Origin of the sequence: Shewanella waksmanii ATCC BAA-643 (assembly GCF_000518805.1) — a bacterium.
Lineage (GTDB): Bacteria > Pseudomonadota > Gammaproteobacteria > Enterobacterales > Shewanellaceae > Shewanella > Shewanella waksmanii.
In genome coordinates this window covers 15460-34283 of sequence record NZ_JAEH01000014.1, presented here as the reverse complement: position 1 = coordinate 34283, position 18824 = coordinate 15460, and the positions used below count along the sequence as shown (strand labels likewise).

Sequence of the window (18824 nt, the reverse complement as noted above, 5' to 3'; positions counted from 1 at the left end):
TCAACATTAATGAGCTTAACCTAATGAATGACGAACCAGAGGAGAAATAGATGCACGAAATTGTAAAATTTTCGCAAAAACTAGCGAGTTGACCGCCTCAATTTACATCACGTCGTGCTACTCAGTCTCATTGTGATCTAACTTGCCTTTGTTGCATTCACTACATAGTATCTGCAAATTATCGATATCTAATTCTAGCAAAGGATACTTCGAGCGCGGTTTAATATGATCCACTTCCAAGCGCACGCCATCATTGGCCGTTGCACCACAGTCGCGACACTTCTTATCGTACCGTATCAACGCCTGCCGCCGAAGGTGTCGCCAAGCTTGGGTATTATAAAAACTAGTGGTTTTAGGTGGCGTGAATGGTACCTGCTCAACACATTCAAATGTACTCGGATCGTGACCAGGACCAATGAGCACCACAGAGGCAACTTGGTCTGACTGTATGGTTTGAAACCATTTATAAATCGCCCGAAGCGCGCCCTGCTCCGTTTTATATTTTTTACGCTTTACGCCATCGCGAGTCTCATAACTAACAGAAAATATCATTGCCACCTCAATGCTAGAACACTCACTTTAGCGATTACAGCCAAAAAAATACCCTGTCAGTAACCTAACAGGGTATGGTGTTACAACTCAAATCTAGCCGAGTTTAGTCTTTGTACTTTAATGTACCGTTTTCTTTGATTTCATCGAACCATAGGTTGTGATGCTGGCTCGCCCAGTTCTCATCACAGTACCCTGAAACCATACATTCCATACCACCTTCAGACATAACCGTTGCCATGAAGATATGTACGATTGAGAAAGCCGTAATAATGATGGCACTCACAGAGTGAAGTATCAGTGCAATTAGGCTTAAGGTACGGCTTGGTTCAAACAAGTTAGGGAATAACAGCAACATACCAGACGCTGAAATCACTAGACCAAATACCGCAAATGCCCAGAACCACAGTTTCTCACCGGCGTTGGCAAAACCTGCATCAGGGTGCTTACCTTTAAATGGACCAAAGTTGATGTAACCACCAACGACCATCATCCATTTAAGGTCATACATTTTAGGTAGCTGGTTTTTAGCCCAAAGCAGTGTCATCAATGCCCAACCAATCATGAACGGGATCGCCATGATGTCATGCACTTGTTTAGCACCGTAGACTAGCGCTGCCCAAAACCCTTCGCCAATGTATGGCTGGAAGAAAAAGCGACCGGCTAATAGCGTCAGACCTGTCAATATCAATAGTAGGCACGGAATCGCGCCCAGCCAGTGAATCGACACGTCAAACTTAGACCAGCGATACACCATCTTGCCAGAGAAGCCGCCATGTAACTTCGAAATACCATTAATCTTAATGAATACCACGAAGATGATGATCATACCAAACAGCGCCGCCATCAAAGCCGGTGCCAATAAATCACTGCGCAACTCAAGCACGCGTAGATCGTAGGTATTGATGGGTTGATTATGGAACTGACCGTGAGAGGTCGTTTCTCCCGTCGCTCCTGCTTTTAACTGTGCCCAAATTTGGCCTTCAGTCGCAGCATGAGTGTGATCAGTGGCGTCGTCATGGGCCATTGAAACCGGTGCAAATACCGTTGCCACGACTAACGCGAGAATCACGCTAAAACGTTTGAACAAATTGTTCATGTCACATCCTCTTAGGCCACAACATACATCAGTATGTTGTGGCTTTGGTGTCATACTAAATTGGGCTTAGCCCCAGATAGCATTTTTTGAACCACGGTATGCAACACGCTCACGGAAGATTGAAGAAACAACTTCAGCATCACCCGCTAGCAGTGCCTTAGTCGCACACAACTCAGCACACATTGGCAACTTACCTTCCGCCAGACGGTTAGCACCGTACTTTTGACGCTCCGCGTCAGAGTGGTTTTCTTCTGGGCCACCGGCACAGAAAGTACACTTATCCATCTTGCCGCGGCTACCAAATGCGCCCTGTTTAGGGAACTGAGGTGCGCCAAATGGGCAAGCATAGAGGCAGTAACCACAACCGATACAAGTATCTTTGTTGTGCAGCGTTAGGCCGTCTTCGGTTTTGTAGAAACAGTTTGCTGGACAAACCGCTTCACAAGGTGCGTCAGTACAGTGCATACATGCCACTGAGATAGACGCTTCACCTGGTTGACCATCGTTAATCGTCACAACGCGACGACGTTGAATACCCCACTCTAACGCAGAGTCATTTTCGTTTTTACAGGCAGTGACACAACCATTACATTCGATGCAGCGCTTGGTATCACATAAAAATTTCATTGTAGCCATAATGGCAATTCTCCTAGCTAATTCTGCGCTTACGCTTTAGTGATCTGACATAGCGATGCTTTAGTTTCTTGCATCTGTGTCACTGGGTCATAACCGTAAGTCAGTGCAGTGTTAGCTGATTCACCGATAACGTATGGAACCGTACCTTCTGGGTAGTTAGCCGCTAAGCTTTCGCCATGCATTTCACCCGCAAAGTGATAAGGCATCCAAGTCACACCCGGTTTAACCCGTGGCGTTACCATGGCCTTAATCTTGATACGTCCACCTTCAGCACCCTCTAGCCATACTGTATCGCCATCGCGAATCGCACGGTCAGCGGCATCGGCTGGGTTAATTTCAACAAACATTTCTTGTTGAAGCTCAGCTAGCCATGGGTTAGAACGTGATTCTTCACCACCACCTTCATACTCAACCAGACGACCAGAAGTCAGACCCAGTGGGTACTTGTCTGTGTTGTCGTTTTGCTGAATAGACTTGTACAACGTTGGTAGACGGTGTACTTGCATATCATCATAAGTTGGGTACTTAGCCACAAGGTCACGACGAGGCGTATATAACGGCTCACGGTGAACAGGCACTTGGTCAGGGAAAGTCCAAACAATACAACGCGCTTTGGCGTTACCAAATGGAATACAACCGTGCTTCATCGCCACACGTTGGATACCACCTGACAAATCGGTCTTCCAGTTCTTACCTTCTGCTTCCGCTTTTTCTTCTGCAGTTAGGTCATCCCACCAGCCTAGTTGCTTAAGCAGTTTGTCAGAGAACTCTGGGTAACCGTCTTGGATTTCGCTGCCTTTAGAGAAGCTGCCTTCAGCCAATAGGTTCTTACCGTTGTACTCAACACCATAACGGGCACGGAAGTTACCACCACCTTCTAACACGTGTTTGTGCGTGTTATACAGAATTTGGGTACCTGGGTGCTTCTGCTCTGGTGTACCCCAACATGGCCAAGGTAGACCATAGGTTTCACCTTTCGCTGGACCGCCTTGTGCTTCCAGTGTCTTATTGCTAAATGTACCCCAGTTTTGGGTGTGCATTTTCAAACGCTCTGGGCTTTGGCCAGACATACCGATAGTCCACATACCGCGGTTAATTTCGCGAGTAATGTCTTCAATCACTAATAGGTCTTTCGCGTCTTTAGCAATACGCTTAGTGTATTCTTTGTCGAAACCAAGCTTTTGCGATAGGCGGTACATGATCTCTAAGTCAGTCTTAGATTCAAATAGTGGCTCAACCACTTTTTCACGCCATTGCTGACTACGACCTGAGTTAGAGACTGAACCTTCAGTTTCAAACTGGGTACAAGCTGGTAGCAAATAAACACCGTTTTGGCGACGATGCATCACACCCGCCATTGTTGGGAATGGATCGACAACAACCACTGTGTCCATCTTGTCGAGAGCATCACGCACATCATTCTGACGAGACTCAGTGTTGACTGATTGACCCCAGAAGAAGCCCATACGAACACGGTCTTTTTGGGCCAATTTTTCAGGTGTCTCAAGTACACCATCATGCCAACGAGAACAAGGAATACCAGGGGTATTCATTGGAATGCGACCTAGGTATTCGTTTTGGTCAAAGCGATTTTTAACCCAATCGAAATCAAGATCCCAAACGTGAGACCAGTGCTTCCAAGAGCCTGTTTTTAGGCCGTAGTAACCAGGTAGAGTGTCAAACAATAGACCTAAGTCAGTTGCGCCCTGTACGTTATCGTGGCCACGGAAGATGTTAGTACCACCACCTTGCTTACCCATGTTACCCAGTGCTAATTGCAGTAAGCAGTATGCACGAGTATTGGCGTTACCGACGTGATGCTGAGTACCACCCATACACCAAACAACCGTACCTGGACGGTTTTCAGCCATCAGCTTAGCGGCTTGGTAAACTTCCTCTTCACTACAACCAGTGATATCTGCCACTTCTTTTGGTGGGAACTTCTTGGCTTCTTTACGGATTTCATCCATTGCGAATACACGCTGTTCGATGAAAGTCTTGTCTTCCCAACCATTTTCAAAGATGTGCCAAAGCATACCGTAGATAAATGGAATATCAGTACCAGGACGCAGACCACAATGCAGGTCAGCATGGGCAGCAGTGCGAGAGAAACGCGGGTCAACAACGATAATTTTGGCGTTGTTCTTTTCCTTCGCTATTAAGATGTGCTGCATCGCTACTGGGTGAGCTTCAGCTGGGTTTGAACCGATAAAGAAAATCGCATTCGCGTTTTGAATATCGTTGAAAGAGTTAGTTTGCGCACCGTAACCCCAAGTGTTAGCAACACCGGCTACCGTGGTAGAGTGACAAATACGTGCTGAGTGGTCGACGTTGTTGGTGCCCCACATAGCCGCAAACTTACGGTACATGTAGCAACCTTCGTTTGAGAACTTAGCACTACCCATAAAGTAAACTGAATCTGGACCAGACTCTTTGCGGATATCTAGCATCTTGTCGCCAACTTCGTTAAAAGCTTGCTCCCAAGAGAGTTTCTTCCACTTGCCATCCACCAGCTTCATTGGGTACTTAAGACGCTTTTCACCGTGGCCATGTTCACGCAGCGCAGCACCTTTAGCACAGTGGCCGCCAGCATTGAATGGGTGATCAAACGCAGGCTCTTGACCTGTCCACACACCGTTTTGTACTTCAGCGTATAAACCACAACCTACCGCACATGCACTACATACAGTACGCTTGATTTCGATTGGTGCGTCATGTGGAATGTCTTTGGCTTCTGCACGACGCATCATGCCAGTACCAAGAAGAGATGCAGCAGCAATACCACCAGAGGTGATACCAGCATGCTTCATGAATTGACGACGGCTAATGCCTAAAGTTTTCTTTTCTACTTTAGGTGCCTGATTAGATTTGCGAGTTAATTGCATCGCTCAAATTCTCCTAAACTAGCTACGCAAGCTGTTGTAATAACTGCGGATATGAGCAGTTTCGTGGTAGCCATCAGCATGCTTAGATGCTGCATTTTTCTCAGTTGCCTGTGCAGTGCTAATACCGGTTGCAGCAAGTGCTACACCAGCGCTGCCGCCTACAGTAAGGGCTTTCAGCAGTGATCTACGATTTAGATCTGGCTGTTGCTTCTTCATCATTACTCCTGACGAGTGGTAAAACTCTAATTGTCGGAACGTTAATCCACCGCAGACACACGTGTTACTAATTTGTTGTTTAACCGCGTGCTTTTGGTTGGTTTTGTTTATTTATTAAAAACATCCAATAAAATGCCGTTGCAATATAGAGAAGTTTTAACCTGCAAAAGTTGATCTAAATCCATTTAGGTGGGCGCGAGCGTGCGATGGATCATGAAATTGTTAACCAAGTCATGTTTCTTAAAGTAAAAGGTCAAAAACTTCACCTTGGTTTAATTTTCATTTCAGAGAAAAGTTGTAACAGTTTTGTGTTGCCTAAATCGTTGAATTAAGTGACTTAATGCAGTTGATAATTATTCGTAATATCTAGAGGGGAGTGCGCTGAGAGCGCAAAAAGGTGATTGCAGCCTATAAAAAAACACCCTAACGCAGCGCATTAGGGTGTTTTCATTTTCGGTAAAATAAAGCCGTAGCGACTACGCTTGGTCTTTATATTTCAAGGTACCGTTTTCTTTAATTTCATCAAACCAAAGGTTATGGTGCTGAGTCGCCCAGGTTTCATCACAGTAGCCAGAAACCATACACTCCATGCCACCTTCAGACATTACCGTCGCCATAAAGATATGTACGATAGAGAATGCGGTAATGATGATTGCACTCACAGAGTGAAGTATCAGTGCAATCAGGCTTAAGGTACGGCTAGGTTCGAACAAGTTCGGGAAAAGTAACAGCATACCCGAAGCTGAAATCACTAGACCAAATGCCGCAAACGCCCAGAACCACAATTTCTCACCCGCATTGGCAAAGCCAGCATCAGGGTGCTTACCTTTAAATGGACCGAAGTTGATGTAACCACCGACTACCATCATCCACTTTAAATCGTACAGTTTAGGTAACTGGTTTTTCGCCCACAGTACGGTCATCAGTGCCCAACCAATCATGAACGGAATCGCCATGACATCGTGCACTTGTTTCGCACCATAAACCATCGACGCCCACATGCCTTCACCAATGTATGGCTGGAAGAAGTAGCGTCCTGATAGCAACACCAATCCGGTTAGAATCAGCAGCAAACAAGGAATCGCACCCAACCAGTGAATTGACACATCAAACTTCGACCAGCGATACACCATCTTGCCAGAGAAGCCACCATGTAACTTCGAAATACCATTAATCTTAATGAATACCACGAAGATGATGATCATCCCAAATAGCGCTAACATCAGGCCTGGAGCCAACCAATCACTACGTACATCTAGCAGACGCAAGTCATAAGTGTTGATCGGTTGATTATGGAACTGACCGTGAGAGGTAGTCTCACCCGTTGCACCGGCTTTAAGCTGTGACCAGATCTGACCTTCAGTTTCAGCTGCTGGTGCTGATTGAGCAAAACTCACTGCACTAAATGCAGTCGTTAATGCCACAATCAAAACCAAGCCTAACTGTTTAAACCATCTGTTCATGTTACATCCTCAATAATCACAGCATGCCATGCATGCTGTGATGAGTTAAACAATGACTATCGATGACTAATCTAAATGATTAGCCCCAAATCGCACTGTTAGAACCACGATATGCAACACGCTCACGGAAGATTGAAGAAACAATCTCAGCGTCACCAGCAAGTAGTGACTTAGTTGCACACAGTTCAGCACACATAGGTAACTTGCCTTCCGCTAGGCGGTTAGCACCGTACTTTTGACGCTCTGCATCTGAATGGTCTTCTTCTGGGCCACCGGCACAGAAAGTACACTTGTCCATCTTGCCGCGGCTACCAAATGCACCCCGTTTAGGGAACTGAGGCGCGCCAAATGGGCAAGCATAGAGGCAGTAACCACAACCGATACAAGTATCTTTGTTGTGCAGCGTTAGGCCGTCTTCGGTTTTGTAGAAACAGTTTGCTGGGCAAACCGCTTCACAAGGTGCGTCAGTACAGTGCATACATGCTACTGAGATAGACGCTTCACCTTTAACACCATCATTGATGGTGACAACACGACGACGTTGAATGCCCCACTCTAGAGCTGAATCGTTTTCGTTCTTACATGCAGTGACACAACCATTACATTCGATGCAGCGCTTGGTATCACATAAAAATTTCATTGTAGCCATAGTGGCTTATCTCCTCGCTAAACTGTGTTTAGGCTTTCTCAACCTGACACAGAGTCACTTTCGTTTCCTGCATCTGTGTTACTGGGTCATAACCGTAAGTCATTACCGTGTTAGCTGATTCACCAACCACGTATGGCTTAGTGCTAATGCCACCAGACTCAGGATACTGCAGTGCTTCACCGTGCATGACACCCGCAAAGTGGTATGGCATCCAAGTTTGACCTGGAAGTACACGCTCAGTCACCATGGCTTTAATCAAGATACGGCCACCTTCGGCGCCTTCAACCCAAACGTCATCGCCATTGCGAATACCGCGGTCAGTTGCATCAGCAGGGTGCATCTCGATAAACATCTCTTGTTGTAGCTCAGCAAGCCATGGACAAGAACGAGACTCTTCACCACCACCTTCGTACTCAACCAGACGGCCAGAAGAAGCGATAAGTGGATACTTCTTATCTAGATCGTCACTAATCACCTTATCTTGGATAGTCTTGAACAAGGTCGGTAGACGATGAACTTGCATATCTTCATGAGTTGGGTACTTAGCAATAAGATCACGACGTGAGGTATACAGTGGCTCACGGTGAGTTGGGATCTCATCAGGGAAAGTCCATACACGACAACGGGCTTTAGCGTTACCGTATGGCACCATGTTGTGCGCTAGCGCAACACGAACAATACCGCCGCCTAAATCAGTAGCCCAAGTGCGGTTCTCTGCCAGTGCTTTTTCTTCGTCAGTTAGCTCGTCCCACCAGCCAAGTTGCTTAAGCATCTTGTCATCAAATTGTGGGTAACCATCTTGGATTTCAGCATCAACTGATGCAGAACCGTCAGCCAGAATGCTTTCACCTTCGTACTCAACACCAAAGCGAGCACGGAAGTTACCACCACCTTGGTTTACGTTCTTACCCGTACGGTAAAGAATTTGTGTACCTGGGTGCTTCTGCTCTGGCGTACCCCAGCATGGCCAAGGTAGACCGTAGGTCTCGCCTTTGTTAACGCCGCCTGGTGCTTCCAAAGTTTCAGCTGAGAAATCACCCCAGTTCATGGTGTGGTTACGAATACGCTCTGGGCTCCAACCTGTGTAGCCAACACTGCGCATACCACGTGCGTACTCACGCATTACATCATCAGGGTTTGGCATGTTGCCATCGACTGCGATGTTTTTAGTGAAGGCTTCACCAATACCAACATGCTTAGCAAGGCGGTACATGATTTCTAAGTCATTCTTAGATTCAAATAGCGGCTCAACAACCTGTTGACGCCACTGGGCACTACGGCCAGAGTTGTTTACCGAACCTTCGCACTCAAACTGAGTCGCAGCCGGTAAGATGTAAACACCGTCTTTACGGCGATGCATGACACCTGCCATTGTTGGATAAGGATCTACAACAACAACGGTTTCTAGCTTATCAAGTGCGTCACGTACTTCCATCTGACGAGTTTCAGTGTTGATAGACTGACCCCAGAAGAAAGCTAAACGTAGGTTGTCTTTTTGCGCTAGGTTGTCTTTCGCTTCTAACACACCGTCTTGCCAACGTGAACAAGGCATACCTGGTGTAGTCATTGGGTCACGACCTAAGTATGGCGCTTGGTCGAAACGTGCTTTGACGTCTTCGTACGGCAGATCCCATACGCGAGACCAGTGCTGCCAAGCACCTGTAGCTACGCCGTAGTAACCAGGTAGGTTATCGAATAATAGGCCCATATCTGTGGCGCCCTGAACGTTATCGTGGCCACGGAAAATGTTAGTTCCGCCACCTTGAATACCCATGTTACCGAGTGCAAGCTGTAAAATTGAGTATGCACGAGTGTTAGCATTACCAACTGTGTGCTGAGTACCACCCATACACCAGATGACCGTACCTGGACGGTGCTCTGCCATATGCTTAGCTGCTGCGTATACGTCTTCACGCTTAACGCCTGAAACGTGTTCAACTTCTTCAGGAGTCCAACGCTTCACTTCTTCGCGAATCGTGTCCATGCCCCAAGAACGGGTACGGATTGCGTCTTTGTCTTCCCAGCCATTTTCAAAAATGTGCCACAAGATACCGTAAACTAATGGGATATCGGTACCTGGACGTAATGGTAGGTGAATGTCTGCATGGGCAGCTGTACGAGAGAAACGCGGATCAGCAACAGTGATCTTAGCGCCACGCTCTTTAGCAATCATGATGTGCTGCATCGCTACTGGATGCGCCTCTGCTGGGTTAGCCCCAATCAGGAAGATATTTTTTGCGTTACGAATATCGTTAAACGAGTTCGTTTGTGCACCATAACCCCAAGTATTCGCTACACCGGCTACTGTGGTTGAGTGACAGATACGTGCAGAGTGGTCAACGTTGTTCGTGCCCCACATTGCCGCAAGCTTACGGTACATGTAAGCGCCTTCGTTAGAAAACTTAGCACTACCCATGAAGTAAACTGAATCTGGGCCAGATGTCTTGTTAATCTCAAGCATCTTGTCGCCAATTTCGCTAACAGCTTGTTCCCAAGACAGCTTCTTCCACTTTCCGCCTTCCAGCTTCATTGGATATTTCACACGCTTATTTGAATGTGTGTGATAACGCAAGCTCGCGCCTTTGGCACAGTGTCCACCAGAGTTAAATGGGTGGTCAAATGCTGGCTCTTGGCCAGTCCATACGCCATTTTGTACTTCTGCATATAAACCACAACCGACTGCACAAGCACTACAGATAGTACGCTTGATTTCGGTAGGAGCATCGTGCGGAATGGTTTTGGCTTCTGCTTTACGCATCATGCCAGTACCCAGTAAAGATACAGCAGCAATACCACCAGAGGTGATACCAGCGTGTTTCATAAATTGACGACGGCTGATCCCAAGCGATTTTTTAGCCGCTGTTGGTGCCTCGTTAGATTTGCGCGTTAATTGCATCGCAGTAATTCTCCTCGGTTAGCTACGCAAGCTGTCATAAAAGCTGCGAATATGCGCAGTTTCGTGGTAGCCATTGGTGTTTTTCTTAACAGGCGATGACTCAGTAGATTGAGTTGCGCTAACACCGGTAACTGCCAATGCTGCGGTTGCAGAACCGCCGATTGTCAGTGCCTTCAGCAGCGATCTGCGATTCAGATCTGGCTGTTGCTTTTTCATTCTTACTCCTAATGAGAAAATGACCCCATTTCAGGGTTACTGTAGGAGGCGGTTAGCTGCCTAAATAAGGGCAATATTGTCATCACTCAATCGTTAAGCAAATGTATATAAAACGTAGACCTACGCTTCGTATTAACCGCTTCCTGAAATGTCGAAGTCACTATAAGTAGAGTTAATTGACAGAATATTGATCTAAAGTAATTTCCGGTTCGGAATTAAGGGGGATTTGGAAGGATTTGTTAGCTAGATCATATAAAAAAACCAAGCTTAAAGCAGCCTTAAATTTAGATTAAAAACATATTAAATCATAAGCTTAACTTTCCTTAAGATAAGCTTAAATTAGCACTGATTTCGTTAACTCAAAGTAAATATTGTTAACGATTATCGTTGCTTGAATACTAATTTTATTGGCCAAAATAACCCGCTATCGACGAGTAAATTGCTAGCTCAATAGCACCAAAGCGCTAGCTAACGGAAGGGGGTAAAAAGCCTGCTATAACAGTAAAAATCAATCATTCTCATTAGCGTGAATTAACCTACTGTGTTCAGCATGATTGGCCGCAATAACATTACCCCAAGCCTGGCAATACTGCGGCAAAACAATCTCTGAACCTCTAGTGGGAAAAACTCGCATACTGACTTAAGCCTTTGGTACAAAATAACAACAGGTTTAGCGCGGATAAATTGAAAGACACATCTAAAATACACATAAAAAAACACCTCACAGGTTGCCCTGCGAGGTGTTTATATTAACGCGGGTTAACGCAATTAATCTTTGTACTGTAAGGTGCCATTATCTCTGATTTCATCGAACCAAAGATTATGATGTTGCACAGCCCAGTTCTCGTCACAATAACCAGAAACCATAGCTTCCATACCGCCTTCACTGAGCACAGTTGCCATCCAAATATGCACAATCGTAAATGCAATAAGGATAATGGCACTGATACCGTGGATCAGTAACGCCGCCATAGAGGCTTCACGCGGTAAATCTAGTCCTGGAAGCACCAGCATGATACCCGATACACTGATAAACAGACCGAACAAAGTCAGTGTCCAAAACCACATTTTCTCACCGGCATTGGCAAAACCACTATCAGGGTGCTTACCTTTAAATGGTCCAAAGTTGATGTAACCACCTACCACTAAGAACCACTTCAAGTCGTACATCTTAAACGTTTGTAGCGGCATCCACTTCACCACACACAAAGCCCAAGAAACGATAAAGATTGGACCTACCCAATCATGCACAACTTTACTACCGTAAATCAGTGCGGCCCATATACCTTCTGCCACATAAGGCTGCAGTACATGTTTACCCAGCATGATATTTAACCCGGTGAAAATCAGGCCCATACAGGACAGCGCCATCACCCAGTGAAGCCAAATATCAGCTTTAGTCCAACGTAGTACCATCTTGCCTGAGAAACCTTTACTCAGTTTCGATGGACCGTTGACGAAATAGAACACTAAAAATGCGCCAAATACACCCAATACAGCTAAGCCCATTACTGGGGTGAGGTATTTGTTGCGAACATCTTTACCTTGGTTGCCTGCCACATTGATAAGTACATTGGCATCAATGCCCTTATCTGTGCTGTAACCTTTTTCTCCACCTTTAACCGCACGCCAAAGATCGGCATCGCTCGAAGTCGAGTTTGCCACCTGTTGGCTAGTTTGGTCATCGGCAGCAGCAACCGTGGTTGCCATACCTAACCCTAAAGTTAAGACAACGGGCAATACCAGTAAAGCAAACAGGCCGCGCAGTGATTTCAATAACATAGTCACTCCCTTATCGGATAAGCACTAGGCGGTGAGCGCACTCACCGCCAAGTCTTATTACGCGCCAGTTTGTGGGGTATAACCCCAAATTGCGCCTGGGTTACCGCGTGCAGCAATACGTTCACGATAGATGGTCGATACGATCTCGGCATCACCCGCTAGCAGTGCTTTAGTTGCACACAACTCAGCACACATAGGTAGCTTACCTTCAGCAATACGGTTTGCACCGTACTTCTGACGTTCAGCATCAGAATGGTTCTCTTCTGGGCCACCGGCACAGAAAGTACACTTATCCATTTTGCCGCGGCTACCAAATGCGGTTTTCTTAGGGAACTGCGGCGCGCCAAATGGGCAAGCATAGAAGCAGTAACCACAACCGATACAGGTATCTTTGTTATGTAGCACAATGCCGTCTTCAGTACGATAGAAGCAATCTGCAGGACAAACTGCTTGGCAAGGCGCATCAGTACAGTGCATACATGCTACTGAAATAGACGCTTCACCTGGTTCACCATCGTTAATTGTAACAACACGGCGACGTTGAATGCCCCACTCTAGCGCGGCATCGTTTTCGTTCTTACATGCAGTGACACAACCGTTACACTCGATGCAGCGTTTGGTGTCACACAAAAATTTCATGACTGCCATAATGGCTTATCTCCTCATCAAGTTCAGTTAGGCTTTCGTGATTTGACACAAGCTAGACTTAGTCTCTTGCATCTGTGTCACAACATCATAACCATAGGTCAGTACGGTGTTGGCAGACTCACCAATCACGTAAGGTACTGTGCCTTCTGGGTAGTTCTTCTCAAGGCTCTTGCCTTCGAATACACCCGCGAAGTGGTATGGCATGAAACTCTCACCTTCGATAACACGAGGTGTGACCATGGCTTTCACCGTAATCTTCGAGCCTTCTGGACTGTGAACGAATACGTCGTCACCATCACGAATACCGCGATCTGCTGCATCTGCAGGGTTGATCTCGATAAACATCTCTTGCTGAAGTTCAGCAAGCCATGGGTTAGAACGCGTTTCTTCACCACCACCTTCATACTCAACCAAACGACCTGAAGTCAGCGCTAATGGGAAGTCCTTAGCAAAGTCTTGGTCCTGAATTGATTTGTACAAGGTTGGTAGACGAGCAACCATACGGTCCTCATAAGTTGGATACTTAGATACCAAATCACGACGTGGCGTATACAGTGGCTCACGATGCACAGGGATATCATCTGGGAAGTTCCAAACAATACAACGTGCTTTCGCATTACCGTATGGGATACAACCGTGCTTAATGGCCACACGTTGAATACCACCAGAAATATCGGTCTTCCAGTTTTTGCCTTCAGCGTGTTGCTTCTCTTCGTCAGTCAGATCATCCCACCAACCCAGTTGCTTAAGCATCTTGTCGGTAAACTCTGGATAACCATCTTGGATTTCACTGCCTTTAGAGAATGAACCTTCAGCCAGAATATTGTTGCCGTCGTGTTCAACACCATAACGCGCACGGAAGTTACCACCACCGTCTTTAACGTGACGGCCAGTGCGGTACAAAATTTGTGTACCAGGGTGCTTCATCTCTGGTGTACCCCAACATGGCCAAGGTAGACCATAGGTTTCACCGCGAGCTGGGCCGCCCGGTGCTTCAAGCGAGTTAATGTCGAATGTGCCCCAGTTTTCTTGGTGCATCTTCAAACGCTCAGGGCTTTGACCTGTATAACCTACAGTCCACATACCTTTGTTGAATTCACGGGTGATATCTTCAATCAACGGCTCATCGCCATTAACCTTAATATGCTTACAGAATTCTTTTTCGATGCCCCATTTCTTCGCTAGCTTGTACATGATGACATGGTCAGGCTTAGCTTCGAATAGTGGCTCGATAACCTGAGTACGCCACTGTAGCGAACGGTTTGATGCAGACACTGAACCGTAAGTTTCAAACTGGGTCGCAGCAGGTAGCAAATACACGCCGTCAGTACGTTCGTGCATGACGCCAGCCATTGTTGGGAATGGGTCAACAACGACCACTGTGTCCATCTTGTTCAATGCTTCACGCACTTCACGACCACGGGTTTCGGTGTTAACTGACTGACCCCAGAAAAATGACATACGGATGTTATCTTTCTGAGCAATCTTAGATTTGTCTTCCAATACACCATCATGCCAACGTGAACATGGGATACCAGTTGATGTCATTGGATCTTGGCCAAGGTATTGGTCTTGGTCGAAACGACCTTTAACCCACTCGTAGTCTAAATCCCATACGTTACACCAGTGCTTCCAAGAGCCTGTTTTCAGACCGTAGTAGCCAGGTAGCGTATCAAACAATAGACCAAAGTCAGTTGCACCCTGTACGTTATCGTGACCACGGAAAATGTTAGTTCCGCCGCCTTCTACACCCATGTTACCTAGGGCAAGCTGTAAGATACAGTATGAACGCGTGTTAGCATTACCTACGTGGTGCTGAGTACCACCCATACACCAAACGATGGTGCCAGGCTTAGTTTCAGCAAGCATTTTAGCGACGCGGCGCATTTGTGTTTCTGGTACACCAGCGACGTTTTCAACTTCAGCAGGTGTCCACTTAGCCACAGCTTCGCGAATACGCTCCATGCCGTATACACGTTGGTTGATAAAGTCTTTGTCTTCCCAACCATTTTCAAAGATATGCCAAAGCAAACCGTAGATGAATGGGATGTCCGTACCCGGACGAATATGCACGAACTCATCAGACTTAGCTGCAGTTCGGGTGAAACGAGGGTCGACAACGATGATTTTCGCGCCGCGCTCTTTACCTTCTAGGATATGTTGCATTGACACAGGATGCGCTTCAGTTGGGTTTGACCCAATGAACATCATGGCTTTTGCTTTACGAATATCGTTGAACGAGTTGGTTTGCGCACCGTAGCCCCAAGTGTTTGCAACACCGGCTACCGTGGTAGAGTGACAGATACGTGCAGAGTGGTCGACATTGTTTGTGCCCCACATAGCAGCGAACTTTCTGTACATGTAAGCTTGTTCGTTCGAGAATTTCGCACTACCCATGAAGAATACTGAATCTGGGCCAGACTCTTGACGAATTTGCAGTGCTTTAGCACCTACTTCTTCAATCGCTTGATCCCAAGATAATTTCTTCCACTTGCCGCCTTCCAGCTTCATTGGGTACTTAAGACGCTTCTCACCATGACCGTGCTCACGCAATGCAGCACCTTTAGCACAGTGACCACCAGCATTGAATGGGTGATCGAATGCTGGCTCTTGACCAGTCCACACACCATTTTGTACTTCAGCGTAGATACCACAGCCCACTGAACAGTGAGAACAAATAGTACGCTTTACTTCAGTTGGTGCATCATAAGCTACATCTTTTGCTTCCGCTTTACGCATCATTCCTGCGCCAAGCATAGAAGCCGCAGCAATACCACCAGTTGCAAGACCTGCAGACTGTAGGAATTGACGACGGTTTAGACCTAGGGCAGGCTTATTTGTTACCGTTGCCTGGTCTGTTTTGCGGGTTAATCGCATCACACATCTCCTTTAATTATTCTTTAAGTATTAAGTGGTTGATTACTTGCTACGTAAAGAATCGTAATAACTACGAACATGATCTGTTTCGCGGTAGCCATCGCCTTTTGCTGTAGGCTCAACAGATGGCGCAGCCGCAACGGCTTGACCACTTACTGTCGCAACAGCACCAGCAGCACTACCCAATGCCAACGCTTTTAGCAGTTGACGGCGGCCCATGTCAGAAGCTTGCTTCTTCATAGTGTCTCCTAATTGTTTTTATTACTTAAGGTGTGACTTATGCCGCTACGTACCGTTGACTCTCACATCTCATACGTAACAACATAAGTACCACCCGACTCTTGCAAGGGTTGCCCCTCATTTCTTGCTCGTCACTTTAACGACAAAATTCTAAAGTGACGTCATATCTACCCAAGTCCTATGAAGCGAGTTCACTGGTCGTTGGGGTGATTTTTTCTGCTTCACTGCCTGGGCAGTTAACAGGAATGTCTAAGCTCAATTGCTCAAATTCGTTGGCTTCAATGGCAAAGAACGCTTTAGCTAGCTGTGCCACAGTGGCATAGAAAGCGGCACTAGGTGTTGCTGCTAATGTGTCGCAGAAACGTTCAATCCAGCTACCAATGTGACGCTGATAGAAGGCCAGTTGACGATAGCCAGGTGCCTCAAGAATGAGTATGCCCATCACTTCACACAAAGCAGCGACGTGATCTTCTGGCTCTTTCACTTCTTCTTCGCGCTCAAAACCAAGCTGCATCAAGTCTTGACGTAACAGTGCTAGCGGCTTATCCATTAGTGAGCCCGTCATAAACCAGCTGCCATAAGGTAAGATTTCACCACTGCCTACCCCCAAGAAGATGTTGAAATACTCATCTTCAAGTTGGTCACTGCTGAACTGGCCAGCCGCTAATTTCAGCGCTAACCAAGCTTTGGCCATCTCGCTGTCATCATTAGCGTCGACTTCCAAGTTCTGCAAAAACTCCAATAGCTCAGCACTTGGCTGACTGCGTAAAAGTGCCGCTAATAAATGATAAATATCGGCTCTTAACTGATCGTTTTCTGATACTTCTCTTACTTGTTCGGTCATAGTTAAACTCTTATCGCAGTTGCTTTTCAGGATCTTGAAGGATGTCTTCAAACATATCTTTAACCCGGCAGTCGCCGCACATTTTTAAGCGCTCAGTGTTGGCACTAAATGCACTATGGCCACCGACTACATCCAGCATCCGTTGCACCATGGATTGGGTTGCGAAAGCGGTGCCACAACGAATACATTCGAATGGGGCTTCCTCTTTCAACGTTTGACGCTGTTGACGCGCCGCTTTATCAAAGTTGATTTGTGGCGTCAGGCTAATCACTTTTTCAGGACACGCTGATTCACACAAACCACACTGAACACAATCTTGTTCAACAAAGTTCAGTGCAGGTAAGTCACCGCCATCGGTCAACGCTTGTGTTGGACAAGTCGACACGCACGATAAACACAAGGTACAGTTTTCAGTGTTTACACTGACCTTACCAAATGGAATATTGCTCTTACTTAGGCAGCTATCAATTGATGCAGCTTGCTCATTGAGATGGTCAACGGCGGCATACAAAGTGTCACGCTTGGTCGTTGGCGCAAATTCACCTGGCACAATCACTGGCCAGTTAGCACTGGTCGCAATCAGGCTTGTCAATTCACCCATATCAGCTTGGTTAACCACGCTAATGCGTTGTGGTTGACCCATCTCATCCAAAATATCGTTAGCTAACTTTTGCTCGCCGTTCAACATTTGCGTGAGCGTTGGTGCCGTGGCATCGGTGTTGAGCACGATAATTTGGCGGGCACCCCATGCTAGTGCTGACATCCAGTGGTCCATACTGGCCACGGTAATTTCTTCTAGCTCAACAGGGATAATGGCACCGGGTAAATCTTCGCTAATTAACGCCGCGCCATTGGCTGCATCATGAAATAGAATCACAGGGGCAGTTTGCGCTTGCTCGCGGAAGCGACCAACCAACTTATGTAAATATGAATGCAGCGCTTGTGGTGTAGGTAAATCGTATGCGATTGCGCCGGTTGGACAAGCATTAGTACAGCTGCCTGCGCCATGGCAAAGATAAGGGTCTATCTCAATCATCTTGTCGATGCTTTGAATCGCATCAGCAGGACAGAAGTTCAAGCAACGATTACAGCCATCAAGTCCATTACGGTGATGGGCACAAATTTCGCTATTGACCTTAACGTAACGAGGCTTATCAAACTCACCTATCATGCTAGGCAGCTGTTCAATAGCTTCATCAAGTTTGGCTTGGTCTTGACCCACATAGAAGTAACCTGGTGGCAGCATTTCTAAGTTGATAGATGGCGCCATGCTCAGGTCTAGGATCAGGTCAAAATGGGCTTTACGAATTGCCGCTAGGCTTAAGTCGATAGCGCTAGTTTCAGTGGCCGACTCCGGCTCAACTTTAACTTGGAACTGGCCCAAGAAGCCTTTAATTTCAATTAATTTGTTGTAGTAACTTTCGATGTGCTCAGCCGACTGCATCACCTTTTCAAGGTGCGCTTCGTCTTGGCTGGTAATTGATTCGTTGGCAAGGATTGCCACCTGACCCATGTTGGTCAGACGGTCAGCCGCTAAACGGGCTAAATCTTCAGGCCCGATCACCAACACATTCCCTTCAGTGGTATAACTCACTGTGGGTGGGATCAGATTCTGTAGAATCTGGGTTTGCCCCAATACTTGCTGACGGACCTGCTTTAAGTCAGCTGATTCACTACTATTTAAATGTATGCTCACATTGCGTTCCTGAACAGTTTTGGCCGCTGCTGTCGGCTAGGTGGCTGATTTGCTCTAATGGCTGCGCTTAAATGCGCCAGCTTCACCTATTTATACTTATTACTACAGCAATTCACTACAGCAATTCA

The 18824-nt window shown here is 46.5% G+C and carries 15 protein-coding genes; all 15 read right to left on the bottom strand.

Annotation, left to right across the window (positions count from 1 at the left end):
* Positions 1 to 117: 117 nt before the first annotated feature.
* The 15 genes from L865_RS24520 to L865_RS0108395 all read right to left on the bottom strand — a co-directional run bounded on the left by L865_RS24520 (position 118) and on the right by L865_RS0108395 (position 18696).
* Complete coding sequence (locus L865_RS24520; RefSeq protein WP_051484526.1) at positions 118 to 552, bottom strand: HNH endonuclease; 435 nt, start codon at positions 550 to 552, stop codon at positions 118 to 120.
* A gap of 103 nt (positions 553 to 655) precedes the next feature.
* Positions 656 to 1648 (bottom strand): formate dehydrogenase subunit gamma, encoded by a 993-nt coding sequence (locus L865_RS0108465; protein WP_028772833.1) that lies wholly within the window; start codon positions 1646 to 1648, stop codon positions 656 to 658.
* 66 nt (positions 1649 to 1714) lie between these two features.
* On the bottom strand, positions 1715 to 2284 hold the full coding sequence (fdh3B, locus tag L865_RS0108460) for a formate dehydrogenase FDH3 subunit beta (RefSeq protein ID WP_028772832.1): 570 nt from the start codon (positions 2282 to 2284) through the stop codon (positions 1715 to 1717).
* A gap of 29 nt (positions 2285 to 2313) precedes the next feature.
* Positions 2314 to 5169, bottom strand: coding sequence for a molybdopterin-dependent oxidoreductase (locus L865_RS0108455; RefSeq protein ID WP_028772831.1), 2856 nt, complete (start codon positions 5167 to 5169; stop codon positions 2314 to 2316).
* An 18-nt stretch (positions 5170 to 5187) separates the two neighbouring features.
* On the bottom strand, positions 5188 to 5385 hold the full coding sequence (locus tag L865_RS0108450) for a twin-arginine translocation signal domain-containing protein (RefSeq protein WP_028772830.1): 198 nt from the start codon (positions 5383 to 5385) through the stop codon (positions 5188 to 5190).
* Positions 5386 to 5861: 476 nt separating this feature from the next.
* Positions 5862 to 6848, bottom strand: coding sequence for a formate dehydrogenase subunit gamma (locus tag L865_RS0108440; protein WP_028772829.1), 987 nt, complete (start codon positions 6846 to 6848; stop codon positions 5862 to 5864).
* 79 nt (positions 6849 to 6927) lie between these two features.
* Positions 6928 to 7497 carry a formate dehydrogenase FDH3 subunit beta gene (gene fdh3B, locus L865_RS0108435; RefSeq protein ID WP_028772828.1) on the bottom strand — a complete coding sequence of 190 codons (570 nt, stop codon included), beginning with the start codon at positions 7495 to 7497 and terminating at the stop codon, positions 6928 to 6930.
* A gap of 28 nt (positions 7498 to 7525) precedes the next feature.
* Complete coding sequence (locus tag L865_RS0108430) at positions 7526 to 10393, bottom strand: formate dehydrogenase subunit alpha (RefSeq protein ID WP_028772827.1); 2868 nt, start codon at positions 10391 to 10393, stop codon at positions 7526 to 7528.
* A gap of 18 nt (positions 10394 to 10411) precedes the next feature.
* Positions 10412 to 10609: a formate dehydrogenase gene (locus tag L865_RS0108425; RefSeq protein ID WP_028772826.1), complete on the bottom strand. Its 198-nt coding sequence runs from the start codon at positions 10607 to 10609 to the stop codon at positions 10412 to 10414.
* Between the two features lie 768 nt (positions 10610 to 11377).
* A complete protein-coding gene (locus L865_RS0108420; RefSeq protein ID WP_028772825.1) occupies positions 11378 to 12391 on the bottom strand; it encodes a formate dehydrogenase subunit gamma in 1014 nt (337 codons plus the stop codon).
* A gap of 57 nt (positions 12392 to 12448) precedes the next feature.
* Entirely contained in the window at positions 12449 to 13039 is a 591-nt protein-coding gene (fdh3B, locus tag L865_RS0108415) for a formate dehydrogenase FDH3 subunit beta (protein WP_028772824.1), read from the bottom strand.
* Positions 13040 to 13066: 27 nt separating this feature from the next.
* Positions 13067 to 15916, bottom strand: coding sequence for a formate dehydrogenase subunit alpha (locus L865_RS0108410; RefSeq protein ID WP_028772823.1), 2850 nt, complete (start codon positions 15914 to 15916; stop codon positions 13067 to 13069).
* 42 nt (positions 15917 to 15958) lie between these two features.
* The gene (locus L865_RS0108405; protein WP_028772822.1) at positions 15959 to 16156 is read right to left on the bottom strand and encodes a twin-arginine translocation signal domain-containing protein; all 198 of its coding nucleotides are present in this window, start codon (positions 16154 to 16156) and stop codon (positions 15959 to 15961) included.
* Between the two features lie 178 nt (positions 16157 to 16334).
* Positions 16335 to 17000 (bottom strand): TorD/DmsD family molecular chaperone, encoded by a 666-nt coding sequence (locus tag L865_RS0108400; RefSeq protein WP_028772821.1) that lies wholly within the window; start codon positions 16998 to 17000, stop codon positions 16335 to 16337.
* A gap of 10 nt (positions 17001 to 17010) precedes the next feature.
* The gene (locus L865_RS0108395) at positions 17011 to 18696 is read right to left on the bottom strand and encodes a 4Fe-4S binding protein (RefSeq protein ID WP_051484525.1); all 1686 of its coding nucleotides are present in this window, start codon (positions 18694 to 18696) and stop codon (positions 17011 to 17013) included.
* Positions 18697 to 18824: the final 128 nt, after the last annotated feature.

Excerpts from the sequence above, each read along its gene's own strand:
- fdh3B (WP_028772832.1), bottom strand. The coding sequence starts at position 2,284 with ATGGCTACAATGAAATTTTTATGTGATACCAAGCGCTGCATCGAATGT.
- L865_RS0108430 (WP_028772827.1), bottom strand. The coding sequence starts at position 10,393 with ATGCAATTAACGCGCAAATCTAACGAGGCACCAACAGCGGCTAAAAAA.
- L865_RS0108450 (WP_028772830.1), bottom strand. The coding sequence starts at position 5,385 with ATGAAGAAGCAACAGCCAGATCTAAATCGTAGATCACTGCTGAAAGCC.
- L865_RS24520 (WP_051484526.1), bottom strand. The coding sequence starts at position 552 with ATGATATTTTCTGTTAGTTATGAGACTCGCGATGGCGTAAAGCGTAAA.
- L865_RS0108440 (WP_028772829.1), bottom strand. The coding sequence starts at position 6,848 with ATGAACAGATGGTTTAAACAGTTAGGCTTGGTTTTGATTGTGGCATTA.
- L865_RS0108465 (WP_028772833.1), bottom strand. The coding sequence starts at position 1,648 with ATGAACAATTTGTTCAAACGTTTTAGCGTGATTCTCGCGTTAGTCGTG.
- L865_RS0108420 (WP_028772825.1), bottom strand. The coding sequence starts at position 12,391 with ATGTTATTGAAATCACTGCGCGGCCTGTTTGCTTTACTGGTATTGCCC.
- L865_RS0108405 (WP_028772822.1), bottom strand. The coding sequence starts at position 16,156 with ATGAAGAAGCAAGCTTCTGACATGGGCCGCCGTCAACTGCTAAAAGCG.
- L865_RS0108425 (WP_028772826.1), bottom strand. The coding sequence starts at position 10,609 with ATGAAAAAGCAACAGCCAGATCTGAATCGCAGATCGCTGCTGAAGGCA.
- fdh3B (WP_028772828.1), bottom strand. The coding sequence starts at position 7,497 with ATGGCTACAATGAAATTTTTATGTGATACCAAGCGCTGCATCGAATGT.
- L865_RS0108400 (WP_028772821.1), bottom strand. The coding sequence starts at position 17,000 with ATGACCGAACAAGTAAGAGAAGTATCAGAAAACGATCAGTTAAGAGCC.
- L865_RS0108410 (WP_028772823.1), bottom strand. The coding sequence starts at position 15,916 with ATGCGATTAACCCGCAAAACAGACCAGGCAACGGTAACAAATAAGCCT.
- L865_RS0108455 (WP_028772831.1), bottom strand. The coding sequence starts at position 5,169 with ATGCAATTAACTCGCAAATCTAATCAGGCACCTAAAGTAGAAAAGAAA.
- fdh3B (WP_028772824.1), bottom strand. The coding sequence starts at position 13,039 with ATGGCAGTCATGAAATTTTTGTGTGACACCAAACGCTGCATCGAGTGT.